Origin of the sequence: Streptomyces sp. NPDC088554, from assembly GCF_044752945.1 — a bacterium.
GTDB lineage: Bacteria > Actinomycetota > Actinomycetes > Streptomycetales > Streptomycetaceae > Streptomyces.
The window spans coordinates 133,859-152,730 of sequence record NZ_JBIVMF010000008.1 but is presented as its reverse complement, the minus strand read 5'-3'; the positions used below and the strand labels follow the sequence as shown (position 1 = coordinate 152,730).

Below are 18,872 nucleotides of genomic sequence, written 5' to 3'. Positions count from 1 at the left end.
ACGATGGTTGGCGTGTTGACCCCCCTCGCGTACATCGCCCAGCGCTGGACCCCTTCGCCCCGGACCGTCGAGCGCGCCGCGCTGATCGCCGTCCTGATGAGCGTGATGATCATCGTCACCGGCGGCGCGGTCCGGCTGACCGGCTCCGGGCTCGGCTGCGACACCTGGCCCAAGTGCACGGCCGACAGTCTGATCGCCACACCCGAGCAGGGGCTGCACGGCGCGATCGAGTTCAGCAACCGCATGCTGACGTACGTCCTGTCGGCCGCGGTCGGCTGGGCGATCATCTCGGCGCGCTCCGCGAAGCCGGAACGGCCGGGGCTGACCCGGATCGCGTGGTCGCAGTTCTGGCTGGTGATGGCCAACGGCATCATCGGCGGCATCACGGTGCTGACCGAGCTGAACCCGTGGACCGTGGCCGGGCACTTTCTCCTCGCCACCGGGCTGCTCACCGTCACCACGCTGACCTGGCTGCGCACCCGTGAGGGTGAGGGCACCCCCCGCCCGCGCGTCCCGCGTCCGGTGCGCAGGCTGTCCTGGGCACTGATCGGCGCCACGGCCGTCCTGATCGTGGCGGGTACGACGGTGACCGGCTCGGGCCGGCACGCGGGCGACAGCAGCGATGTGCCCCGGATGCCGTTCGACTACGCGACCACCGCCCATGTGCACGCCGCGTTCGCCTGGCTGGTCTGCGCGCTGGCCGTGGCGATGTGGCTGGTGCTCCGGGTGGTGGACGCCCCGGCCGACACCCGGGCGCGCGCCCGCGATCTGCTGCTGGTGCTGCTGGCTCAGGGCGCCCTCGGGTATGTGCAGTACTTCACGAACACCCCGGAGATCCTGGTCGGCATCCATATGTTCGGCTCGTGCCTGGTGTGGATCGCCGTGCTGCGGGTGGCGATGAGCCTGCGCGAGCGGCCGCGGACGACAGCGGAGATCCCGGCCCAGCCGGATCCGACGCTGTCATCCGTCTGAGAGCCCGACAGGCTCTGAGAACCCGAGCCGCCGTCAGCCGCCCTCCGCCAGCCCGTACACCCTGCGGGCGTTGCCCGCCGCGATCATCCCGGCGACCCGCCGGGCGTCGGCGGGCGACCAGGCGCCGTCGTCGACCCAGCCGCCGAGGACCTTCCCCAGCGCCGCCCGGAAGTTGCGGGCGGCGACCACCTGGAGCTCCGGCAGTCCGCGCGCGCCGCTGGAGAACAACAGCTTCCCGAACGGCGCGAGTTCCAGCATCTCGGCGAGTACGGCCCGCGCCCCGGCCCCGGTGTGGACGAGGGCGGGGCCCAGGTCGGCGTACACATGCGGGAAGAATCCGGCCAGTTGGGCCGCCTGCCGGTGGTGCGGATAGCTGTCCAGCAGGATCAGCTCGGTGCCGAGCCCCGCCGTGGCCGCCGCGAATCCGGCGAGCGACGCCGGGTCGGGGCGGTCCGCGGCCCCGAGCGGTCCGCCGGCCCCTGAGCGCAGTTGCAGCGGCAGCCCGGAGCCGACGGCGGTCCACAGCAGATGCCGCAGGAGTACGGGGTCGGTGGGCGGTTCCCCGGTACGGCGCTCCGCGAGCCAGCGGGCCGCCGCGCCCCGTACCGCTCCCGGTCCCGGGGGTTCGGGGGCCGGCGCGAGGCCGTGTCCCGTACCGGTGGCGGAGCTGAGGGCGACGGCGGTGGCGGCGGCGGTGTGGACGGATTCGGCGAGCCCGGCCAGAAAGGTGCCGACGCCGCCCGAGACATCGGCGACGCGCGCGGCCAGCGATTCGAGGCGGACGATCTCACGGGCCCCGGCCTGCCCCATCGCGGCCATCTCCGCGGGGCTCGCCAGGTCGCCGGGGAGCCCGGTGTCCACCAGATAGGTGGTGATCCCGGTGGCGCCGAGCAGCCGCCGGGAGACTTCGAGCGTGCCGAGTTCGCGGCGGCGGCCGAGATAGCGGGCGGGGGTGCAGTGCGGTTCCAGCCCGAGAAGGGGCGGGCACCAGCGCCGTACCGCGAAGCCTGTCTGGGTGTCGAAGAAGGTGGTGCCCGCCGCGGCGGCGGACGCCGTTCCGGCCAGCTGGGTCTCGAAGGTGCCGAGGCCCAGCTCCGTGCGGAGCGCGCCGTGGCAGTGCTGGTCCACCAGGGACACTGTTTCGATCATCGGGTTTCCCGTCGTGAACCGTGGGCCGCCGGCCAGGACCGGCCTTCGGCCGTTTCTCCTGCAGTCCTCACGCACGAGCCCCGATCGGGTGGCGCCCCGGCCGGTAACGCCTCAGGCGCCGCGGCCCCCGCCGAGCTGGAGGCCGGCCATCCGCTTCCACTCGTACGGTCCCGTGCGCACCTTCGCCGCGAACTCCCCGTCGAAGGACTCGTGCAGGGCGAGTCCCGCCTTCTCGGCGGCGCCGAGCGCCACGGCGTAGGTGGGCGCGACGAGGTCGCCCCACTCCCCGTCCTCGCCGACGAGCACGATGCGGGTGCCCGCCCGGCCGATGTGGGCGAGCTGTCCCTCCGCGCCGCCGTGGCGGCCCGCGAAGGCCTTGATCTGCTTGGCCAGCCGGGCCGCGCGCCGTTCGGCGCGGGCCTCCTGCCGGGCGCGGGCCTTGTCGTCGCCGTTCTGTTCGCTTTTCTCATCCTGCTGAGTCTCTGCCATGGACTGGATGCTACCGACGGGTAGATCAACTCGCGACGGGCGGGACGCGTGGCTTTGACCACGCGTCCCGCCCGTCGCGGAATTCGTTCGGGGGAACCTTACCGGGGCGCTACCGCAGGAACGGGTCTATCGCCACCGCGAGGAAGAGCAGCGACACATAGGTGATGGACCAGTGGAACAGCCGCATCTCCTTGAGCTTGACACCCGACTCCCCCGCCTTGGCGCGCGACTGGAGCCCGTGCGCCTCCCAGAGCCACCAGCCACCGGCCAGCAGCGCCACCGAGGTGTAGAACCAGCCGGTGTAACCCAGCGGGGTCAGCAGCAGCGAGACGGCGACCATGGCCCAGCTGTAGAGGACGATCTGGCGGGCCACCACCGTACTGGCGGCGATGACCGGCAGCATCGGGACGCCCACGCGCGCGTAGTCCTCCTTGACCCTCATCGACAGCGGCCAGTAGTGCGGCGGCGTCCAGAAGAACATGACGAGGAAGAGGATGACCGGGGCCCAGGACATCGAGTTGGTCACCGAGGACCAGCCGATGAGGACGGGCAGACAGCCGGCGATCCCGCCCCAGACGATGTTCTGCGCGGTGCGGCGCTTGAGGATCATCGTGTAGACGACGACGTAGAAGAGCAGCGCGCCCAGGGAGAGCCAGGCCGACAGCCAGTTGACCAGCAGTCCGAACCAGAGGGTCGAGACGACGGCCAGAGTGAGCCCGAAGACCAGCCCCTCGCGCGGCGAGACCATGCCGGTGACCAGCGGGCGCTGGGAGGTGCGGTCCATCAGGGCGTCGATGTCACGGTCGATGTACATGTTCAGCGCGTTGGCGCCGCCCGCCGAGAGATAACCGCCGAGGCAGGTGGCGAGCACCAGCCACAGATCGGGCACACCCTGTTCGGCGAGGAACATCACCGGAACGGTGGTGATGAGCAGTAGTTCGATGATCCGTGGTTTGGTCAACGCCACAAACGCTTTGACGCGGGCCCCGAACGGCCGGCGGCCGCCCGAGCTCGGAGTCAAGGCGACCCCTGCGGGTCGGGACTCGACGGCCGTCACACACACCCCTGACAGAGAAATCCCAGCAAGCCCACCGGCCTCTAGGCCCCCATCAAAGGCTTGCGCGTACCACTGCACTGTAGACGTTGCCCCCATGCCGCCTTTCGCGGGGGTGGGCGTCGTGTCAACCGTGTTGAACGCCCTCCGGACACGGCCCGTACCCCCTGCCGTGAACCTGCCGCGGAGTTGCGGGGAGGCGAAGTCCGGAGCCTGGCCGCACCCTGGAAACGCACTCCGGACGTAGCAGACGCTGCGGGTAGGCTCGACGACGAACCGGTGCGAACCTCAGACGCCGGACTTGATCATGTGGAGAGGAGCCCTGACTCAGGGTGAGCACCAAGCCGACCACCACAGACCTCGAGTGGACCGATTTGGACCGCCGGGCCGTTGACACCGCCCGCGTCCTGGCCATGGATTCCGTACAGAAGGTCGGCAACGGCCATCCGGGTACGGCCATGAGCCTGGCCCCCGCCGCCTATGTGCTCTTCCAGAAGCTCATGCGGCACGACCCCGCCGACGCGCAGTGGACCGGCCGCGACCGGTTCGTCCTCTCGGCGGGACACTCGTCGCTGACCCTCTACATCCAGCTCTACCTGGCCGGTTACGGCCTGGAGCTGAGCGACCTGGAGTCGTTCCGTACCTGGGGTTCGAAGACTCCCGGGCACCCGGAGTACGGGCACACCGTCGGCGTCGAGACGACCACGGGACCGCTCGGCCAGGGTGTCGCGAACGCGGTGGGCATGGCGATGGCCGCTCGTTACGAGCGCGGTCTGTACGACCCGGAGGCCGCCGCGGGCACCTCCCCGTTCGACCACACCATCTGGGCCATCGCCGGCGACGGCTGCCTCCAGGAGGGTGTCTCCGCGGAGGCGTCCTCGCTGGCCGGTCACCAGAGGCTCGGCAATCTGGTCCTGCTGTGGGACGACAACCACATCTCGATCGAGGGCGACACCGAGACCGCCGTGTCCGAGGACACCCTCAAGCGGTACGAGGCGTACGGCTGGCACGTCCAGCGCGTCGAGCAGCTGCCGAGCGGCGACCTCGACCCGGACGGCCTGTACAAGGCGCTGCGGGCGGCCCGGGCCGAGACCGAGCGCCCCTCCTTCATCGCGGCCCGCTCGATCATCGCCTGGCCCGCCCCGCACGCGCAGAACACCGAGGCCGCGCACGGCTCGGCGCTCGGCGGCGACGAGGTCGCGGCCACCAAGAAGATTCTGGGCTTCGACCCGGAGAAGTCCTTCGACGTCTCGGACGAGGTCATCACGCACACGCGTGAGGCGCTCGACCGCGGCCGCGAGGTGCGCGGCGAATGGGACAAGGCGTTCGCCGCGTGGCGTACCGCCAACCCCGAGCGCGCCGCCACGTTCGACCGGGTGCGGGCGGGTGAACTCCCGGCGGGCTGGGAGGAGAAGCTCCCCGCCTTCGAGACCGGCAAGGCCGTCGCGACGCGCGCCGCCTCCGGCAAGGTGCTCCAGGCGCTCGGCGAGGTCATCCCCGAGCTGTGGGGCGGCTCCGCCGACCTCGCGGGCTCGAACAACACCACCATCGACAAGACGTCGTCGTTCCTCCCGGTGGGCAACCCCCTGCCGGAGGCCGACCCGTACGGCCGCACGGTGCACTACGGGATCCGCGAGCACGCCATGGGCTCGACGATGAACGGCATCGCGCTGCACGGCAACACCCGTATCTACGGCGGCACCTTCCTCGTCTTCTCGGACTACATGCGTCCCGCCGTCCGGCTCGCCGCGCTGATGCGGGTACCGGTCACGTACGTATGGACGCACGACTCCATCGGTCTGGGCGAGGACGGCCCCACCCACCAGCCGGTCGAGCACCTCGCCGCGCTGCGCGCCATCCCGGGCCTCAACATCGTCCGCCCGGCCGACGCCAACGAGACGGCCATCGCCTGGGCCGAGATCCTGCGGCGCCACGACAAGGGCGCTCCGCACGGTCTGGCGCTGACCCGCCAGGGCGTGCCGACGTACGAGGCGAACGAGGCGGCGGCCAAGGGCGGTTACGTCCTGTTCGAGGCCGACGGCGGCGCTCCTCAGGCCGTCCTGATCGGGACCGGCTCCGAGGTGCAGCTCGCCGTGGAGGCGCGCGAGCGGCTCCAGGCCGCCGGGGTGCCGACGCGTGTCGTGTCGATGCCGTCGGTGGAGTGGTTCGAGGAGCAGGACCAGGCGTACAAGGACAGCGTGCTGCCGCCGTCGGTGAAGGCGCGGGTCGCGGTCGAGGCCGGGATCGGTCTGACCTGGCACCGGTACGTGGGCGACGCGGGCCGGATCGTCTCGCTGGAGCACTTCGGCGCCTCGGCCGACGCCAAGGTCCTCTTCCGTGAGTTCGGTTTCACCGCCGAGGCGGTCACCGCCGCCGCCCAGGAATCTCTTGAGGCCGCAGCGCGCTGACGCTGTTATACGAACAGTAGGAGATGCAATTCTCATGACAGACGCACTCAAGCGCCTCTCCGACGGCGGCGTGGCGATCTGGCTGGACGACCTGTCGCGCAAGCGGATCACCTCCGGCAATCTCGCGGAGCTGATCGACCAGCAGCACGTGGTCGGTGTCACCACCAACCCGTCGATCTTCCAGAAGGCGATCTCCGGCGGCGACGGTTACGACGCCCAGCTCGCCGACCTCGCCACCCGCGGGGTCACGGTCGAAGAGGCGATCCGCATGATCACGACGGCGGACGTCCGGGACGCCGCCGACATCCTGCGGCCGGTCTTCGACGCGACCCAGGGCCAGGACGGCCGGGTCTCCATCGAGGTCGATCCGCGCCTGGCGCACAACACGGCGGCGACGATCGCCGAGGCCAAGCAGCTCGCCTGGCTGGTGGACCGCCCCAACACGCTGATCAAGATTCCGGCGACCCGGGCCGGTCTGCCCGCGATCACCGAGACCATCGGCCGGGGTATCAGCGTCAATGTCACGCTGATCTTCTCCCTGGAGCGCTACCGCGAGGTCATGGCCGCCTACATCGCCGGCCTGGAGAAGGCGAAGGCCGCGGGCCTGGACCTCTCCACGATCCACTCCGTGGCCTCGTTCTTCGTCTCCCGGGTGGACAGCGAGATCGACAAGCGCCTCGACGCCCTCGGCACCCCCGAGGCCGAGGCCGTCAAGGGCAAGGCCGCCCTGGCCAACGCCCGGCTGGCCTACGAGGCGTACGAAGAGGTCTTCGGCGGCGACGACTGGGCCGCCCTCGACAAGGCACAGGCCAACAAGCAGCGTCCGCTGTGGGCCTCCACCGGTGTCAAGGACCCGGCCTACAAGGACACGCTGTACGTCGACGAGCTGGTCGCGCCGAACACGGTGAACACCATGCCGGAGGCCACCCTCGAAGCCACCGCCGACCACGGCCGGATCGTGGGCGACACGGTGCGCGGTACGTACGACCAGGCACGCGCCGACCTCGAAGCCGTCGCGAAGCTCGGCATCTCGTACGACGACGTCGTCCAGCTCCTGGAGGACGAGGGCGTCGAGAAGTTCGAGTCCGCCTGGATTGACCTGCTCAAGTCGACCGAGGCAGAGCTGAAGCGCCTCGCCCCTTCGGAGGGCTGATCCCTTGACCGCAACCCACGGAGCGAACCCGCTCCGTGACGCCGCGGACCGACGGCTCCCGCGTATCGCGGGGCCGTCGGGCCTGGTCATCTTTGGCGTCACGGGCGATTTGTCCCGCAAAAAGTTGATGCCTGCGGTATACGACCTCGCCAACCGTGGTCTGCTGCCGCCGGGCTTCTCCCTGATCGGTTTCGCCCGCCGCGAGTGGGACCACGAGGACTTCGCGCAGGAGGTCCACGACGCCGTCAAGGAGCACGCCCGTACACCGTTCCGCGAGGAGGTCTGGCAGCAGCTCATCCAGGGGATGCGCTTCGTCCAGGGCACCTTCGACGACGACCAGGCGTTCGAGACGCTGAAGGCGACGATCGAGGAACTCGACAAGGCGCAGGGCACCGGCGGGAACTTCGCGTTCTACCTCTCCGTACCGCCGAAGTTCTTCCCGCATGTCGTGCGGCAGCTCAAGAAGCACGGGCTGGCCGACCAGACCGAGGGCTCCTGGCGCCGCGCGGTCATCGAGAAGCCGTTCGGGCACGACCTGGTCTCCGCGATCGAGCTGAACAAGGTCGTCCACGAGGTCTTCCCGTCCAACGAGGTCTTCCGGATCGACCACTACCTCGGCAAGGAGACCGTCCAGAACATCCTGGCGCTCCGCTTCGCCAACACCCTCTTCGAGCCGATCTGGAACCGGTCGTACGTCGACCACATCCAGATCACCATGGCCGAGGACATCGGGATCGGCGGCCGGGCCGGGTACTACGACGGCATCGGCGCCGCCCGTGACGTCATCCAGAACCACCTGCTCCAGCTGCTCGCGCTGACCGCCATGGAGGAGCCCGCCTCCTTCGACGCGGACGCGCTGGCGGCGGAGAAGACCAAGGTGCTGGGCGCGGTGAAGCTGCCCAGGGACCTCGGCGCGGACACCGTGCGCGGGCAGTACGCGGAGGGCTGGCAGGGCGGCGAGCAGGCGCTCGGCTACCTCCAGGAGGACGGTATCGACCCGCGCTCGAAGACCGACACCTACGCCGCGGTGAAGCTGGAGATCGACAACCGCCGCTGGGCGGGCGTCCCGTTCTATCTCCGTACCGGAAAGCGCCTCGGCCGCCGGGTCACCGAGATCGCGGTCGTCTTCCAGCGCGCCCCGCACTCCCCCTTCGACCACACGGCCACCGAGGAGCTGGGGCAGAACGCCCTGGTCATCCGGGTCCAGCCGGACGAGGGCGTGACCCTGCGGTTCGGCTCGAAGGTGCCGGGCACCTCGATGGAGGTCCGGGACGTCTCCATGGACTTCGCGTACGGCGAGTCGTTCACGGAGTCCAGCCCCGAGGCGTACGAGCGGCTCATCCTCGATGTGCTGCTCGGCGACTCGAACCTCTTCCCGCGCGTGGAGGAGGTCGAGCTGTCCTGGAAGATCCTCGACCCGATCGAGCAGTTCTGGGACGCGCACGGCAAGCCCGCGCAGTACGAGTCCGGGACCTGGGGTCCGGTCGAGGCGGACGAAATGCTCGCACGAGACGGACGGAGCTGGCGTCGGCCATGAAGATCGACCTTACGGACACCACGTCCAGCAAGATCAACAAGGCGTTGGTACAGGGCCGCCGGGCCATCGGCGCCCCCGCCGTCGGCATGGTCCTCACGCTGGTCCTCGTCACCGACGAGGAGAACGCATACGACGCGCTCAAGGCGGCCAACGACGCGTCGCTCGAACACCCCTCGCGCAAGCTCGTCGTCGTCAAGCGGGTCTCCCGCTCGCCGCGCGACCGGGCCAAGGCCCGCCTCGACGCCGAGGTACGGGTCGGCGCGGACGCGGGCACCGGCGAGACGATCGTCCTGCGGCTGTACGGCGATGTGATGGACCACGCCCAGTCGGTGGTCCTGCCGCTGCTGCTGCCGGACGCCCCGGTCGTCGTGTGGTGGCCGGTGAACGCGCCGGTCAACCCCACCAAGGACGCGCTGGGCAAGCTGGCGCAGCGCCGGGTGACGGACACGTACACCGCCGATAACCCGGTGGAGGAGCTGACGGCCCGCGCCGACGCCTACACCCCGGGCGACACGGACCTGTCCTGGACCAGGATCACCCCGTGGCGCTCGATGGTCGCGGCCGCCCTGGACCAGGTCGACTGCGACGTCACCTCGGTGGAGGTGGAGGGCGAGGAGCACAACCCGAGCTGTGAGCTGCTCGCCATGTGGCTCGCCAACCGGCTGAACGTACCGGTACGGCGCAGTGTCTCCAGCGGTCCCGGCCTCACGGCCGTGCGGATGGAGACGACCTGCGGCCCGATCAAGCTGGACCGGCCGGACGGCGCCCTGGCGACGCTCTCCATCCAGGGTCAGCCCGACCGGGCGGTCGCGCTGAAGCGGCGTGACACCGCCGAGCTGATCGCGGAGGAGCTGCGCCGGCTGGACCCGGACGACACCTACGCGTCGGCGCTGCGGTTCGGTGTGCACCGGCTGGGCAGCGGCTCGCGGGCGGGTTCCGCCACGGACGCGCTGCCGCCGCTGCCGTCCCGGCCGTCGGTGGCGGAACACTCCGTACCGTCCACGCACTCCTCGGCGGATCCCTCGTCCACGGCGTCCGCGGTGACGCCCGCGACGATGCCGAAGAAGGCGGCGCCGAAGTGAACACTCCGCAGCTGGTCGTCCACCGTGACAAGGAGCTGATGGCGCAGGCCGCGGCGGCCCGGCTGATCACGAAGATCGTGGACGCCCAGGCCGCCCGGGGCTCCGCCTCGGTCGTCCTGACCGGCGGGCGCAACGGCAACGGCCTGCTGGCCGCGCTCGCCGAGGCGCCCGCGCGGGACGCGGTGGACTGGTCGCGGCTGGATCTGTGGTGGGGCGACGAGCGCTTCCTGCCGGAGGGCGACCCGGAGCGCAACATCACCCAGGCGCGGGCGGCACTGCTCGACTCGGTGCCGCTCGACCCGTCCCGGGTGCACGCGATGGCGGCCTCGGACGGTCCGTACGGCAGCGATGTGGAGGCGGCGGCAGCCGCGTACGCCGCGGAGCTCGCCGCGGCGGCCCGGCCCGAGGACCACGGCCCGGTGCCGACGTTCGACGTCCTGATGCTGGGCGTCGGCCCGGACACCCATGTCGCGTCGCTCTTCCCCGAGCTGCCGGCGGTCCGGGAGACCGAGCGCACGGTGGTCGCCGTGCACGGCGCGCCCAAGCCGCCCCCGACCCGTATCTCGCTCACGCTGCCCGCGATCCGCGCGGCGCACGAGGTGTGGCTGCTGGCGGCGGGCGAGGACAAGGCGAAGGCGGCGGAGATCGCGCTGTCCGGCGCGGGCGAGATCCAGGCCCCGGCGGCGGGCGCGTACGGCAGGAGCCGCACGCTGTGGCTGCTGGACGCGGCGGCGGCGTCCGCGCTGCCGCGCGACCTCTACCCCCCGGCCTCGGCCTGACCACATCCGGTCCCGAGGGCCCGGTCCGCCTCCCCGGCGGGCCGGGCCCTCGGCTTTCCGGCGCTCTCAGTCCGTACGGCGCGTACGGCCGGGGGCGTCGTCGTCCCGTACGGAGTCCCCTACGGGATCCCGTACGCCGTCCCGTACGAGGAAGGGCTCCAGCAGCCCCGGTACCGCCCGTGCCGCGAAGGCGAGGCCCTCGGCCTGGGCCGCGTCGTACACGTGGTACGCGCCCTCTCCCGCGGCCGTTGTCGCGGTCAGGGTCAGCAGACCGGCGCGGCGCTGGAAGTAGGACCGCTTGACCGTCCAGCCGATGACTCCGCCGCGCTGGAGGGCGACCGTCGTACGCCGCAGGGTGCCCGAGCGGACCACCAGGTAGCCGCCGCCGAGGCCGTGGCCCAGGTTGCGGTAGGCGTCGAGGGCGAGCGCCACGGCGACCGGCACCAGGACCACCGCGCAGACCGCCGCCGCGTAGAGCAGTACGTCGGTGAGCAGCGGTCCCAGGAGCGCGAGGAGCGCGGCCGGGGCCAGCGCCGCCGCCAGCGACCAGCGCAGCCGCCGGCCCCGGGCGGCCCGGGGGTGCGGGGTCAGCACGGCCGTACGCGTGGGGGACTCGGGTTCGCGCAGGACCTGTGCGGCCACCGAGTCCGCCAGCGCGCGGGGCGCGGCGGGCAGCAGAGTCTTGTGGTCGGCGTGCTTGTCCTCCTCGTCCTGGGCGAGGCCGGTGGCGACCGCGTCCAGCCGGGCCGCGCCCACCAGCCGTACGCCGAGCGGTTCGACCAGCTCCACGCCGCGCAGCCGCCGTTCCTCGATGGAGACGGAGCGGGAGGTGAAGAGCCCCCGGCGGACCCGCAGGGTACCGCCGGGCTCCCGCTCCAGCCGGTAGTTCCACCACATCTCGGTCCACAGTCCGAGCGCGCCGACGATCCCGGCGAGCCCCACGACGACGGCGACCGCCACGACCACCCAGCCGAGCGGGGTGTCGCGGAAGAGGTCGCCCAGCCGGCGCACCATCCGGGCCTGTACCCCGAACCAGTCGCTGACCTGGAACAGCCCGCCGACCGCCGCGCCACCGAGCAGCGGGGCGAGGAAGGATATCGGCGCGTACCGGATCCAGCGGAGGTCGAGCGCGGCGAGCGTGCCCTCGCGGTGCGCTCCCGGCGCGCCGGGAGCGCGGTCGAGGAGCTGGGTACGGAGCCACTCGCCCTCGGCGCGGGTGACCGGTTCGAGTTCGAGCGTGGAGTCGCCGCCGGTGTGCTCGCCGGTGCCGATACGGACCTTGACCAGCCCCAGTATCCGCAGCAGCGGGTGCGCGGTGAGGTCGACGCTGCGGATCCGCTCGCGGGCCAGCGAGCGGCGTTTGACCACGAACAGCCCGGTGTGCAGCTCGGCGCGCTCGGGCCCGATCCGGTAGCGGGTGCGGCGCCAGCGGATGTAGTCCCCGCCGGTCCCGCAGGCGATCAGGAGTACGGCCCCGGCGGCCGCCCAGCCGAGGGCCGCCCCGAGCCCGAGCCGGCCGCTCAGCCCGACGACGACCGGCACCCCGGCGCCGCCGACGACCCCGGCCATGACCAGGGCGGTGACCAGGAGCGTACGCCGGTCGAGCCGCCGCCACCCGGCCTCGGGGACGGGTTCCGGGGGCTCGCTCATGTCGCGTCCCCCGGGGTGGCCCGGGTGATGTGCGTCAGCCGCTCGGCCAGTTCGGCGGCCAGCTCGTGGTCGAGGCCCGCGATATGCACGGCGCCCTTGGAGGACGCGGTGGTGACGATCACCGTGGAGAGCTTGAAGAGCTGCTCCAGCGGACCGCGCACGGTGTCCACGGTCTGGATCCGGGACATCGGCGCGATCCGCCACTCCTGCCAGAAGAAGCCGGTACGGACATAGACCGCCTCGTCCGTCACCTCCCAGCGGTGCACCCGGTACCACCACGCCGGCAGCAGCGCCGTGCAGAGCAGCCCCAGCGCCGCCAGGACACCGGCCGGGATCAGCAGCCACGGCCGCGCGGGGGCGATCAGGGCCCCCAGCACGGCCAGTACGGCCACCGGCACCACGGTCAGCAGCAGCCACTGGGTGCGCCACCAGCCGATCGCGCGCCGGTCCAGCGTGTTGTTCGGCGGCCGCAGCCGTACCCCCGTCCCCATCGGTTCAGCGACCGCGCAGCGAGCGGTACGTGGCGACCAGCGCCGCCGTCGATCCGTCCAGCGTGGAGCCGCCGGTCCCGTCGCCGGTGAGCACGGGCTCGATCTCCTTGGCGAGGACCTTGCCCAGCTCGACGCCCCACTGGTCGAAGGAGTCGATGTTCCAGATCGCGCCCTGGACGAACACCTTGTGCTCGTACAGCGCGATCAGCTGGCCCAGTACCGAGGGGGTGAGGTCCCCGGCGAGGATCGTGGTGGTCGGGTGGTTGCCCCGGAACGTCCTGTGCGCCACCAGCTCCTCGGGCACGCCCTCGGCCCGTACCTCCTCGGGCGTCTTGCCGAAGGCCAGCGCCTGCGTCTGCGCGAAGAAGTTGGCCATGAGCAGATCGTGCTGCGGGACCAGTCCGGGCAGCAGGTCGTCCACGGGCCGGGCGAAGCCGATGAAGTCGGCCGGGATGACCTTGGTGCCCTGGTGGATCAGCTGGTAGTAGGCGTGCTGGCCGTTGGTGCCGGGGGTGCCCCAGACCACCGGACCGGTCTGCCAGTCCACCGGATTGCCGTCCCGGTCCACCGACTTGCCGTTGGACTCCATGTCCAGCTGCTGGAGGTAGGCGGTGAACTTCGACAGATAGTGGCTGTACGGCAGGACCGCGTGGGCCTGCGCGTCGAAGAAGGCCCCGTACCAGACGCCCAGCAGCCCGAGCAGCAGCGGCGCGTTCTCCTCCGGCGGCGCGGTGCGGAAGTGCTCGTCGACCAGGTGGAAGCCGTCGAGCATCTCGCGGAACCGGCCGGGGCCGATCGCGATCATCAGCGAGAGCCCGATGGCCGAGTCGTACGAGTAGCGCCCGCCGACCCAGTCCCAGAACTCGAACATGTTGGCCGTGTCGATGCCGAAGTCGGCGACCTTCCCGGCGTTGGTGGAGAGCGCCACGAAGTGCCGGGCGACGGCGCTCTGGTCGGCGCCCAGGCCGGTCAGCAGCCAGTCGCGGGCGGAGGTCGCGTTGGTGATGGTCTCGATGGTGGTGAAGGTCTTGGACGCGATGATGAACAGCGTCTCGGCCGGGTCCAGGTCCCGTACGGCCTCGTGCAGATCGGCGCCGTCCACATTGGAGACGAAGCGGACCGTCAGCTCGCGGTCGGTGAAGGCGCGCAGCGCCTCGTACGCCATCGCGGGCCCGAGGTCGGAGCCGCCGATACCGACGTTGACCACGTTCCTGATGCGCTTGCCGGTGTGACCGGTCCACTCGCCGGACCTGATCCGCTCGGCGAAGGCGCCCATCCTGTCGAGCACGGCGTGCACCGCCGGTACGACGTTCTCGCCGTCCACCTCGATCACCGCGTCACGCGGCGCGCGCAGCGCGGTGTGCAGTACGGCGCGGTCCTCGGTGGTGTTGATCTTCTCGCCCCGGAACATCGCGTCCCGCAGCTCCGCCACCCCGGTGGCGGCGGCCAGCTCGCGCAGCAGCCCCAGGGTCTCGTCCGTCACCAGGTGCTTCGCGTAGTCCAGGTGGAGATCGCCCACCCGGAGGGTGTAGTCGGTGCCCCGCGCCGGGTCGGCGGCGAACAGCTCCCGCAGATGCGTCTCCCCCAGCTGCTCACGGTGCTTGCCCAGCGCGTTCCACTCGGGCGTCCGGTTCAGCCTGGTACGGCTTTCCGCGTTCATTTCGGACATCAGCCCACTTCTCTCGTGCCTGCGTACATGCCCTGCTGTCCGTCCAACCTAATTGATCGGACGAGCGTACGAGGCGAGCGCGGGCCGGATCACCCCGGTGTCCGGATCCGGGGCGGGAATGCGGTCGGCCGGGCACCCGTATGAGTGCCCGGCCGGACAGAAAGGCCGAAATAAGCCACTGAACTGGAACAACTATTGCCGTGAGGGCGACCAGCCCGGGAGGGGCGCTAGAACTCGCCGCGCAATTTGGCGAGCGCCTCGGCCAGGATCGCCTCACCGTCCGCGTCGCTGCGCCGTTCCCGTACATAAGCCAGATGCGTCTTGTACGGCTCGGTGCGCGGCGGGGCCGGGGGATTGTCCCGGTCCTGACCGGCCGGGAATCCGCAGCGCGGGCAGTCCCATGTCTCCGGGACCTGCGCGTCGCTGGCGAAGCTCGGCACCGTCTCGTGCCCATGGGAGCACCAGAAGGAGATGCGCAGACGGGGCGCGGACTCGCCGCGCTCGGCCTCGCCCATCGGCCCCGCTCCGACCCGGCTTCCCCGGATCGCGTTGCCACTTGCCACGGTCGTAACTCCCTGCGTGATGGTGCCGCAATGCATCGGTAGGCAGCTCCGCTGCCGGGCTGGCCACAGTGTACGTAAGGCCCAACGCGCGTCCTACAAAGGGAGTTACCCCTCTGCACCCCTGCCGCCGGACGTGGAACCCCATGATAGGCCGCGCCCGCGGCGCCTTACCGTGCCTTTGCTCAGCTGTCCAGCTTCAGCAGCAGACCAAGCACGACAATGCACGCGAACCACAGCAGACCGACAACTACGGTGATGCGGTCGAGGTTACGCTCGGCGACCGACGAACCACCGACCGACGACTGCATTCCGCCACCGAACATGTCGGAGAGGCCGCCGCCCTTTCCTTTGTGCATCAGCACCAGCAGCGTCATCAGCAGGCTGAAGACGATGAGGGCGATCGAGAACCCCATAACCACGGCTGGACCAACTTCCTCGGACTGAACAGACAACAACTGACAGAAAACGAACGGGACCGAAAACAGAAGACGGGGGCCGGGTCGGGCATCCCGGGTGAATGCGGTCTCACGCAATGCATTCACGGGCAATGCCTTCTCGGCCCCCGCCAGGGTACGACGGATCCGTCCTACCGCATACTTACTGGTCGCGGAACCTGACGATCTTGACGAACTCTTCGGGGTCCAGCGCGGCCCCGCCCACCAGGGCTCCGTCCACATCGGGCTGCGCCATGATCGCGGCGACATTGCCGGACTTGACCGAGCCGCCGTACTGGATACGGACCTTGTCGGCCAGCTCCTGCGAGTACAGCTCGGCGAGCCGCCCGCGGATCGCCGAGCAGACCTCCTGCGCGTCCTCGGGGGTGGCGACCTCGCCGGTGCCGATGGCCCACACCGGCTCGTACGCGATCACGATGGTCTCGGCCTGGTCGGCCGGGATGTCCTTCAGCCCGCCGTCGAGCTGGGCGAGCGTGTACGGCACCTGCTGTCCGGCCTTGCGGATGTCCAGGCCCTCACCGACACAGAGGATCGGGGTCAGACCGTGCTTGTACGCGGCCTTCACCTTGGCGTTGCAGATCTCGTCCGACTCGGCGTGGTACTGCCGGCGCTCGGAGTGGCCGACCGCCACGTAGGAGCACTTGAGCTTGGCGAGCATCGGGCCGGAGATCTCCCCGGTGTACGCGCCCGAGTCGTGCGCCGAGATGTCCTGCGCGCCGTACTTGATCTTGAGCTTGTCGCCGTCGACCAGGGTCTGTACGGACCGCAGGTCGGTGAAGGGCGCCAGGACGGCGACCTCGACGGCGTCGTAGTCCTTGTCGGTCAGGGCGAAGGCGAGCTTCTGCGTGTGGGCGATGGCCTCAAGATGGTTGAGGTTCATCTTCCAGTTGCCCGCCATCAGCGGGGTGCGGCCGGTCTTGTCGGTGGAAACGGTCATGTGAAGTTCAGTCCTCCAGTGCGGCGAGGCCGGGAAGCGTCTTGCCTTCGAGGTATTCGAGGCTGGCGCCGCCACCGGTCGAGATATGGCCGAATGCCTGCTCGTCGAAGCCCAGGATGCGGACGGCGGCGGCGGAGTCCCCACCACCGACGACCGAGAAGCCCGGGGAGTCCACGAGCGCCCGGGCGACGGCCCGGGTGCCTCCGGCGTAGTCGGGGTGCTCGAAGACGCCCATCGGGCCGTTCCAGAAGACGGTGGCCGCGTCGGCGAGCTTCGAGGCGTAGAGACGGCCGGTCTCCGGGCCGATGTCCAGCCCCATCACCCCGGCCGGGATGGCGTCGGCGGCCACGGTCGCGGGGTCCGCCGGCGCCTTGCTCTTCAGGTCCGGGAACGCCTCGGCGACCAGGACGTCCACGGGGAGCACGAACTCCACACCGCGTTCCTCGGCCCGCTTCAGATATCCCCGCACGGCCGGGATCTGGTCCTCCTGGACGAGCGAGGTGCCGATCTCGTGGCCCTGCGCCTTGAGGAAGGTGAAGACCATGCCGCCGCCGACCAGGATGCGGTCGGCCCGCTCCAGCAGGTGGTCGATGACCGCGAGCTTGTCGGATACCTTGGCGCCGCCGAGCACGACCGCGTACGGCCGCCGCACGTCGTCGGTGAGCTTCTTGAGGACGCCGACCTCGGTGGCGATGAGTCCGCCCGCGGCATGCGGCAGCCGAGCCGGCAGGTCGTACACCGAGGCGTGCTTGCGGTGGACGGCGCCGAAGCCGTCGCCCACGTACAGGTCGGCCAGCGCGGCCAGCCGGTCGGCGAAGGCGCCGCGCTCGGCGTCGTCCTTCGCGGTCTCGCCCGCGTTGAAGCGGAGGTTCTCCAGGACGGCGACGCCGCCGTCGGTGAGCGCCGCGACGGTGGCGGTGGCGGACTCGCCGACCGTGTCGGTCGCGAACGCCACGGGGGCGCCGAGGAGTTCACCGAGCCGCGCGGCGGCGGGGGCGAGGGAGAAGGCGGGGTCGGGCCCGCCCTTGGGCCGGCCCAGGTGGGAGGCGACGATCACGCGCGCGCCGGCCTCGGCGAGCCGGGCGATCGTCGGCGCGACGGCGCGGATCCGGCCGTCGTCGGTGATGGTGGTGCCGTCGAGCGGCACATTGAGGTCGGCGCGGACGAATACGCGCTTGCCCGCGACCCCTTCGGCGAGAAGTTCGTCGATCGTCTTCATCTGCTGCTGGACTCCTTGGGATGTCTGGACAGGCCGACAGGGCTCGGACCAGCGCCACAAGTGCGCCGACCGAGCCCTGTCGCTCATATCGAGATGCCTATCAACCCTGAATGCCGGGAACCGTGACGCAGGGGTCCTGGATCAGAGCTGGTTGCCGACGAAGACGGTCAGGTCGACCAGACGGTTGGAGTAGCCCCACTCGTTGTCGTACCAACCGATGATCTTCACGCTGTTGCCCTGGACCATGGTCAGGGAGGCGTCGAAGGTGCAGGAGGCCGGCCAGCTGACGATGTCCGAGGAGACGATCGCGTCCTCGGTGTAGTCCAGGTAGCCCTTCAGCTCGCCCTGGGCCGCCTTCTGGAACGCGGCGTTGACCTCTTCCTTGGTCACCACGCGCTCCGTCTCGACGACCAGGTCGGTGACGGATCCCGTCGGGACCGGCACCCGCATCGCCATGCCGTTGAGCTTGCCCGCCAGCTCCGGGATGACCACGCCGAGGGCCTTGGCCGCACCGGTGCTCGCCGGAATGATGTTCTCGGCGGCGGCGCGGGCGCGGCGCAGGTCCTTGTGCGGGAAGTCCTGGAGGCGCTGGTCGCTGGTGTAGGCGTGGACCGTGGTCATCAGGCCCGAGACGATGCCGAAGTTCTCCAGGAGAACCTTGGCCATCGGCGCCACACAGTTGGTCGTACAAGAGGCGTTGGAGATGATGTGGTGGTTCGCCGCGTCGTACTTGTCCTCGTTGACACCGAGCACGATCGTGATGTCCTCGTCCGAGGCCGGAGCCGAGATGAGGACCTTCTTGGCGCCACCGGCGATGTGCTTCGCGGCGTCGGCCCGCTTGGTGAAGATGCCGGTCGACTCGATGACGATGTCGACGCCCAGCTCACCCCAGGGGATGTCGGCCGGGTCGCGCTCGGAGAGCACCTTGATGGTGTGACCGTCGACCGTGATGGTGTCGGCGGTGTGGGACACCTCGGCCTTGAGGCGGCCCAGGATGGTGTCGTACTTCAGCAGATGCGCCGTGGTCGCAGTGTCACCCAGGTCGTTGACAGCCACGATCTCGATGTCTGCACCCTGCTCCAGCAGCGCGCGGAAGTAGTTACGACCGATGCGGCCAAAGCCGTTGATGCCTACGCGGATCGTCACGAACCGATCTCCTCGTTGGTACGCCGGGTTTCGACGCCGGCGAGTTGTATGGGATGTCCCCGACCGCTTATGACCCTACCTCTCCGCGAGCCGCGTGGTGACATCGAGTGGTTTCGCGA

17 protein-coding genes are annotated in these 18,872 nt (G+C 70.5%); 6 read left to right on the top strand and 11 right to left on the bottom strand.

Going from position 1 to position 18,872, the window contains the following annotated elements; genetic code table 11:
• Positions 1–3 precede the first annotated feature (3 nt).
• Positions 4–972, top strand: coding sequence for a heme A synthase (locus ACIP8W_RS12180; protein ID WP_401948965.1), 969 nt, complete (start codon positions 4–6; stop codon positions 970–972).
• A 33-nt stretch (positions 973–1,005) separates the two neighbouring features.
• On the opposite strand, the gene ACIP8W_RS12175 is transcribed toward ACIP8W_RS12180, so the two are convergent.
• The 3 genes from ACIP8W_RS12175 to ACIP8W_RS12165 all read right to left on the bottom strand — a co-directional run bounded on the left by ACIP8W_RS12175 (position 1,006) and on the right by ACIP8W_RS12165 (position 3,667).
• Positions 1,006–2,121 carry an amidohydrolase gene (locus ACIP8W_RS12175; RefSeq protein WP_401948962.1) on the bottom strand — a complete coding sequence of 372 codons (1,116 nt, stop codon included), beginning with the start codon at positions 2,119–2,121 and terminating at the stop codon, positions 1,006–1,008.
• A 111-nt stretch (positions 2,122–2,232) separates the two neighbouring features.
• Positions 2,233–2,610 (bottom strand): hypothetical protein, encoded by a 378-nt coding sequence (locus ACIP8W_RS12170; RefSeq protein WP_401948959.1) that lies wholly within the window; start codon positions 2,608–2,610, stop codon positions 2,233–2,235.
• A gap of 109 nt (positions 2,611–2,719) precedes the next feature.
• Positions 2,720–3,667, bottom strand: coding sequence for a heme o synthase (locus ACIP8W_RS12165; RefSeq protein ID WP_401948957.1), 948 nt, complete (start codon positions 3,665–3,667; stop codon positions 2,720–2,722).
• Positions 3,668–3,996: 329 nt separating this feature from the next.
• Here ACIP8W_RS12165 and tkt point away from each other — a divergent pair, with 329 nt between their 5' ends.
• Genes tkt through pgl form a run of 5 tightly spaced genes read left to right on the top strand, consistent with a single transcriptional unit; the run spans position 3,997 to position 10,623 of the window.
• Entirely contained in the window at positions 3,997–6,072 is a 2,076-nt protein-coding gene (gene tkt / locus ACIP8W_RS12160) for a transketolase (RefSeq protein ID WP_402153133.1), read from the top strand.
• Positions 6,073–6,106: 34 nt separating this feature from the next.
• On the top strand, positions 6,107–7,225 hold the full coding sequence (gene tal / locus ACIP8W_RS12155; RefSeq protein WP_401948951.1) for a transaldolase: 1,119 nt from the start codon (positions 6,107–6,109) through the stop codon (positions 7,223–7,225).
• A gap of 4 nt (positions 7,226–7,229) precedes the next feature.
• A complete protein-coding gene (zwf, locus tag ACIP8W_RS12150; RefSeq protein ID WP_401948949.1) occupies positions 7,230–8,762 on the top strand; it encodes a glucose-6-phosphate dehydrogenase in 1,533 nt (510 codons plus the stop codon).
• Positions 8,759–9,844: a glucose-6-phosphate dehydrogenase assembly protein OpcA gene (gene opcA, locus ACIP8W_RS12145; RefSeq protein ID WP_401948946.1), complete on the top strand. Its 1,086-nt coding sequence runs from the start codon at positions 8,759–8,761 to the stop codon at positions 9,842–9,844. The genes zwf and opcA overlap by 4 nt, the downstream gene beginning before the upstream one ends.
• Complete coding sequence (gene pgl, locus ACIP8W_RS12140; RefSeq protein WP_401948944.1) at positions 9,841–10,623, top strand: 6-phosphogluconolactonase; 783 nt, start codon at positions 9,841–9,843, stop codon at positions 10,621–10,623. Before opcA ends, pgl begins: the two co-directional genes overlap by 4 nt.
• Positions 10,624–10,689: 66 nt before the next feature.
• Here the strand turns inward: pgl and ACIP8W_RS12135 are convergent, their stop codons facing one another.
• The 8 genes from ACIP8W_RS12135 to gap form a co-directional block, all read right to left on the bottom strand.
• The gene (locus ACIP8W_RS12135) at positions 10,690–12,273 is read right to left on the bottom strand and encodes a PH domain-containing protein (RefSeq protein WP_401948942.1); all 1,584 of its coding nucleotides are present in this window, start codon (positions 12,271–12,273) and stop codon (positions 10,690–10,692) included.
• Positions 12,270–12,764, bottom strand: a complete 495-nt coding sequence (locus ACIP8W_RS12130) for a PH domain-containing protein (protein WP_401948939.1) — start codon at positions 12,762–12,764, stop codon at positions 12,270–12,272. The genes ACIP8W_RS12135 and ACIP8W_RS12130 overlap by 4 nt, the downstream gene beginning before the upstream one ends.
• A 4-nt stretch (positions 12,765–12,768) precedes the next feature.
• Positions 12,769–14,424 carry a glucose-6-phosphate isomerase gene (gene pgi, locus ACIP8W_RS12125; RefSeq protein WP_401949512.1) on the bottom strand — a complete coding sequence of 552 codons (1,656 nt, stop codon included), beginning with the start codon at positions 14,422–14,424 and terminating at the stop codon, positions 12,769–12,771.
• A gap of 236 nt (positions 14,425–14,660) precedes the next feature.
• Entirely contained in the window at positions 14,661–14,996 is a 336-nt protein-coding gene (locus ACIP8W_RS12120) for an RNA polymerase-binding protein RbpA (protein WP_401948937.1), read from the bottom strand.
• A gap of 182 nt (positions 14,997–15,178) precedes the next feature.
• Positions 15,179–15,409 carry a preprotein translocase subunit SecG gene (secG, locus tag ACIP8W_RS12115; protein WP_401949509.1) on the bottom strand — a complete coding sequence of 77 codons (231 nt, stop codon included), beginning with the start codon at positions 15,407–15,409 and terminating at the stop codon, positions 15,179–15,181.
• 184 nt (positions 15,410–15,593) lie between these two features.
• Positions 15,594–16,388 carry a triose-phosphate isomerase gene (gene tpiA, locus ACIP8W_RS12110; protein WP_402202845.1) on the bottom strand — a complete coding sequence of 265 codons (795 nt, stop codon included), beginning with the start codon at positions 16,386–16,388 and terminating at the stop codon, positions 15,594–15,596.
• A gap of 7 nt (positions 16,389–16,395) precedes the next feature.
• Complete coding sequence (locus ACIP8W_RS12105; protein ID WP_401948931.1) at positions 16,396–17,607, bottom strand: phosphoglycerate kinase; 1,212 nt, start codon at positions 17,605–17,607, stop codon at positions 16,396–16,398.
• 141 nt (positions 17,608–17,748) lie between these two features.
• Positions 17,749–18,753 (bottom strand): type I glyceraldehyde-3-phosphate dehydrogenase, encoded by a 1,005-nt coding sequence (gene gap, locus ACIP8W_RS12100; RefSeq protein ID WP_401948928.1) that lies wholly within the window; start codon positions 18,751–18,753, stop codon positions 17,749–17,751.
• Positions 18,754–18,872: the final 119 nt, after the last annotated feature.

What these genes read in the sequence shown, in the direction of transcription:
- ACIP8W_RS12180 (WP_401948965.1), top strand. Translation starts at nt 4, where the DNA reads ATGGTTGGCGTGTTGACCCCCCTCGCGTACATCGCCCAGCGCTGGACC.
- ACIP8W_RS12175 (WP_401948962.1), bottom strand. Translation starts at nt 2,121, where the DNA reads ATGATCGAAACAGTGTCCCTGGTGGACCAGCACTGCCACGGCGCGCTC.
- ACIP8W_RS12170 (WP_401948959.1), bottom strand. Translation starts at nt 2,610, where the DNA reads ATGGCAGAGACTCAGCAGGATGAGAAAAGCGAACAGAACGGCGACGAC.
- tal (WP_401948951.1), top strand. Translation starts at nt 6,107, where the DNA reads ATGACAGACGCACTCAAGCGCCTCTCCGACGGCGGCGTGGCGATCTGG.
- opcA (WP_401948946.1), top strand. Translation starts at nt 8,759, where the DNA reads ATGAAGATCGACCTTACGGACACCACGTCCAGCAAGATCAACAAGGCG.
- ACIP8W_RS12135 (WP_401948942.1), bottom strand. Translation starts at nt 12,273, where the DNA reads ATGAGCGAGCCCCCGGAACCCGTCCCCGAGGCCGGGTGGCGGCGGCTC.
- ACIP8W_RS12130 (WP_401948939.1), bottom strand. Translation starts at nt 12,764, where the DNA reads ATGGGGACGGGGGTACGGCTGCGGCCGCCGAACAACACGCTGGACCGG.
- pgi (WP_401949512.1), bottom strand. Translation starts at nt 14,424, where the DNA reads ATGAACGCGGAAAGCCGTACCAGGCTGAACCGGACGCCCGAGTGGAAC.
- secG (WP_401949509.1), bottom strand. Translation starts at nt 15,409, where the DNA reads ATGGGGTTCTCGATCGCCCTCATCGTCTTCAGCCTGCTGATGACGCTG.
- tpiA (WP_402202845.1), bottom strand. Translation starts at nt 16,388, where the DNA reads ATGACCGTTTCCACCGACAAGACCGGCCGCACCCCGCTGATGGCGGGC.
- ACIP8W_RS12105 (WP_401948931.1), bottom strand. Translation starts at nt 17,607, where the DNA reads ATGAAGACGATCGACGAACTTCTCGCCGAAGGGGTCGCGGGCAAGCGC.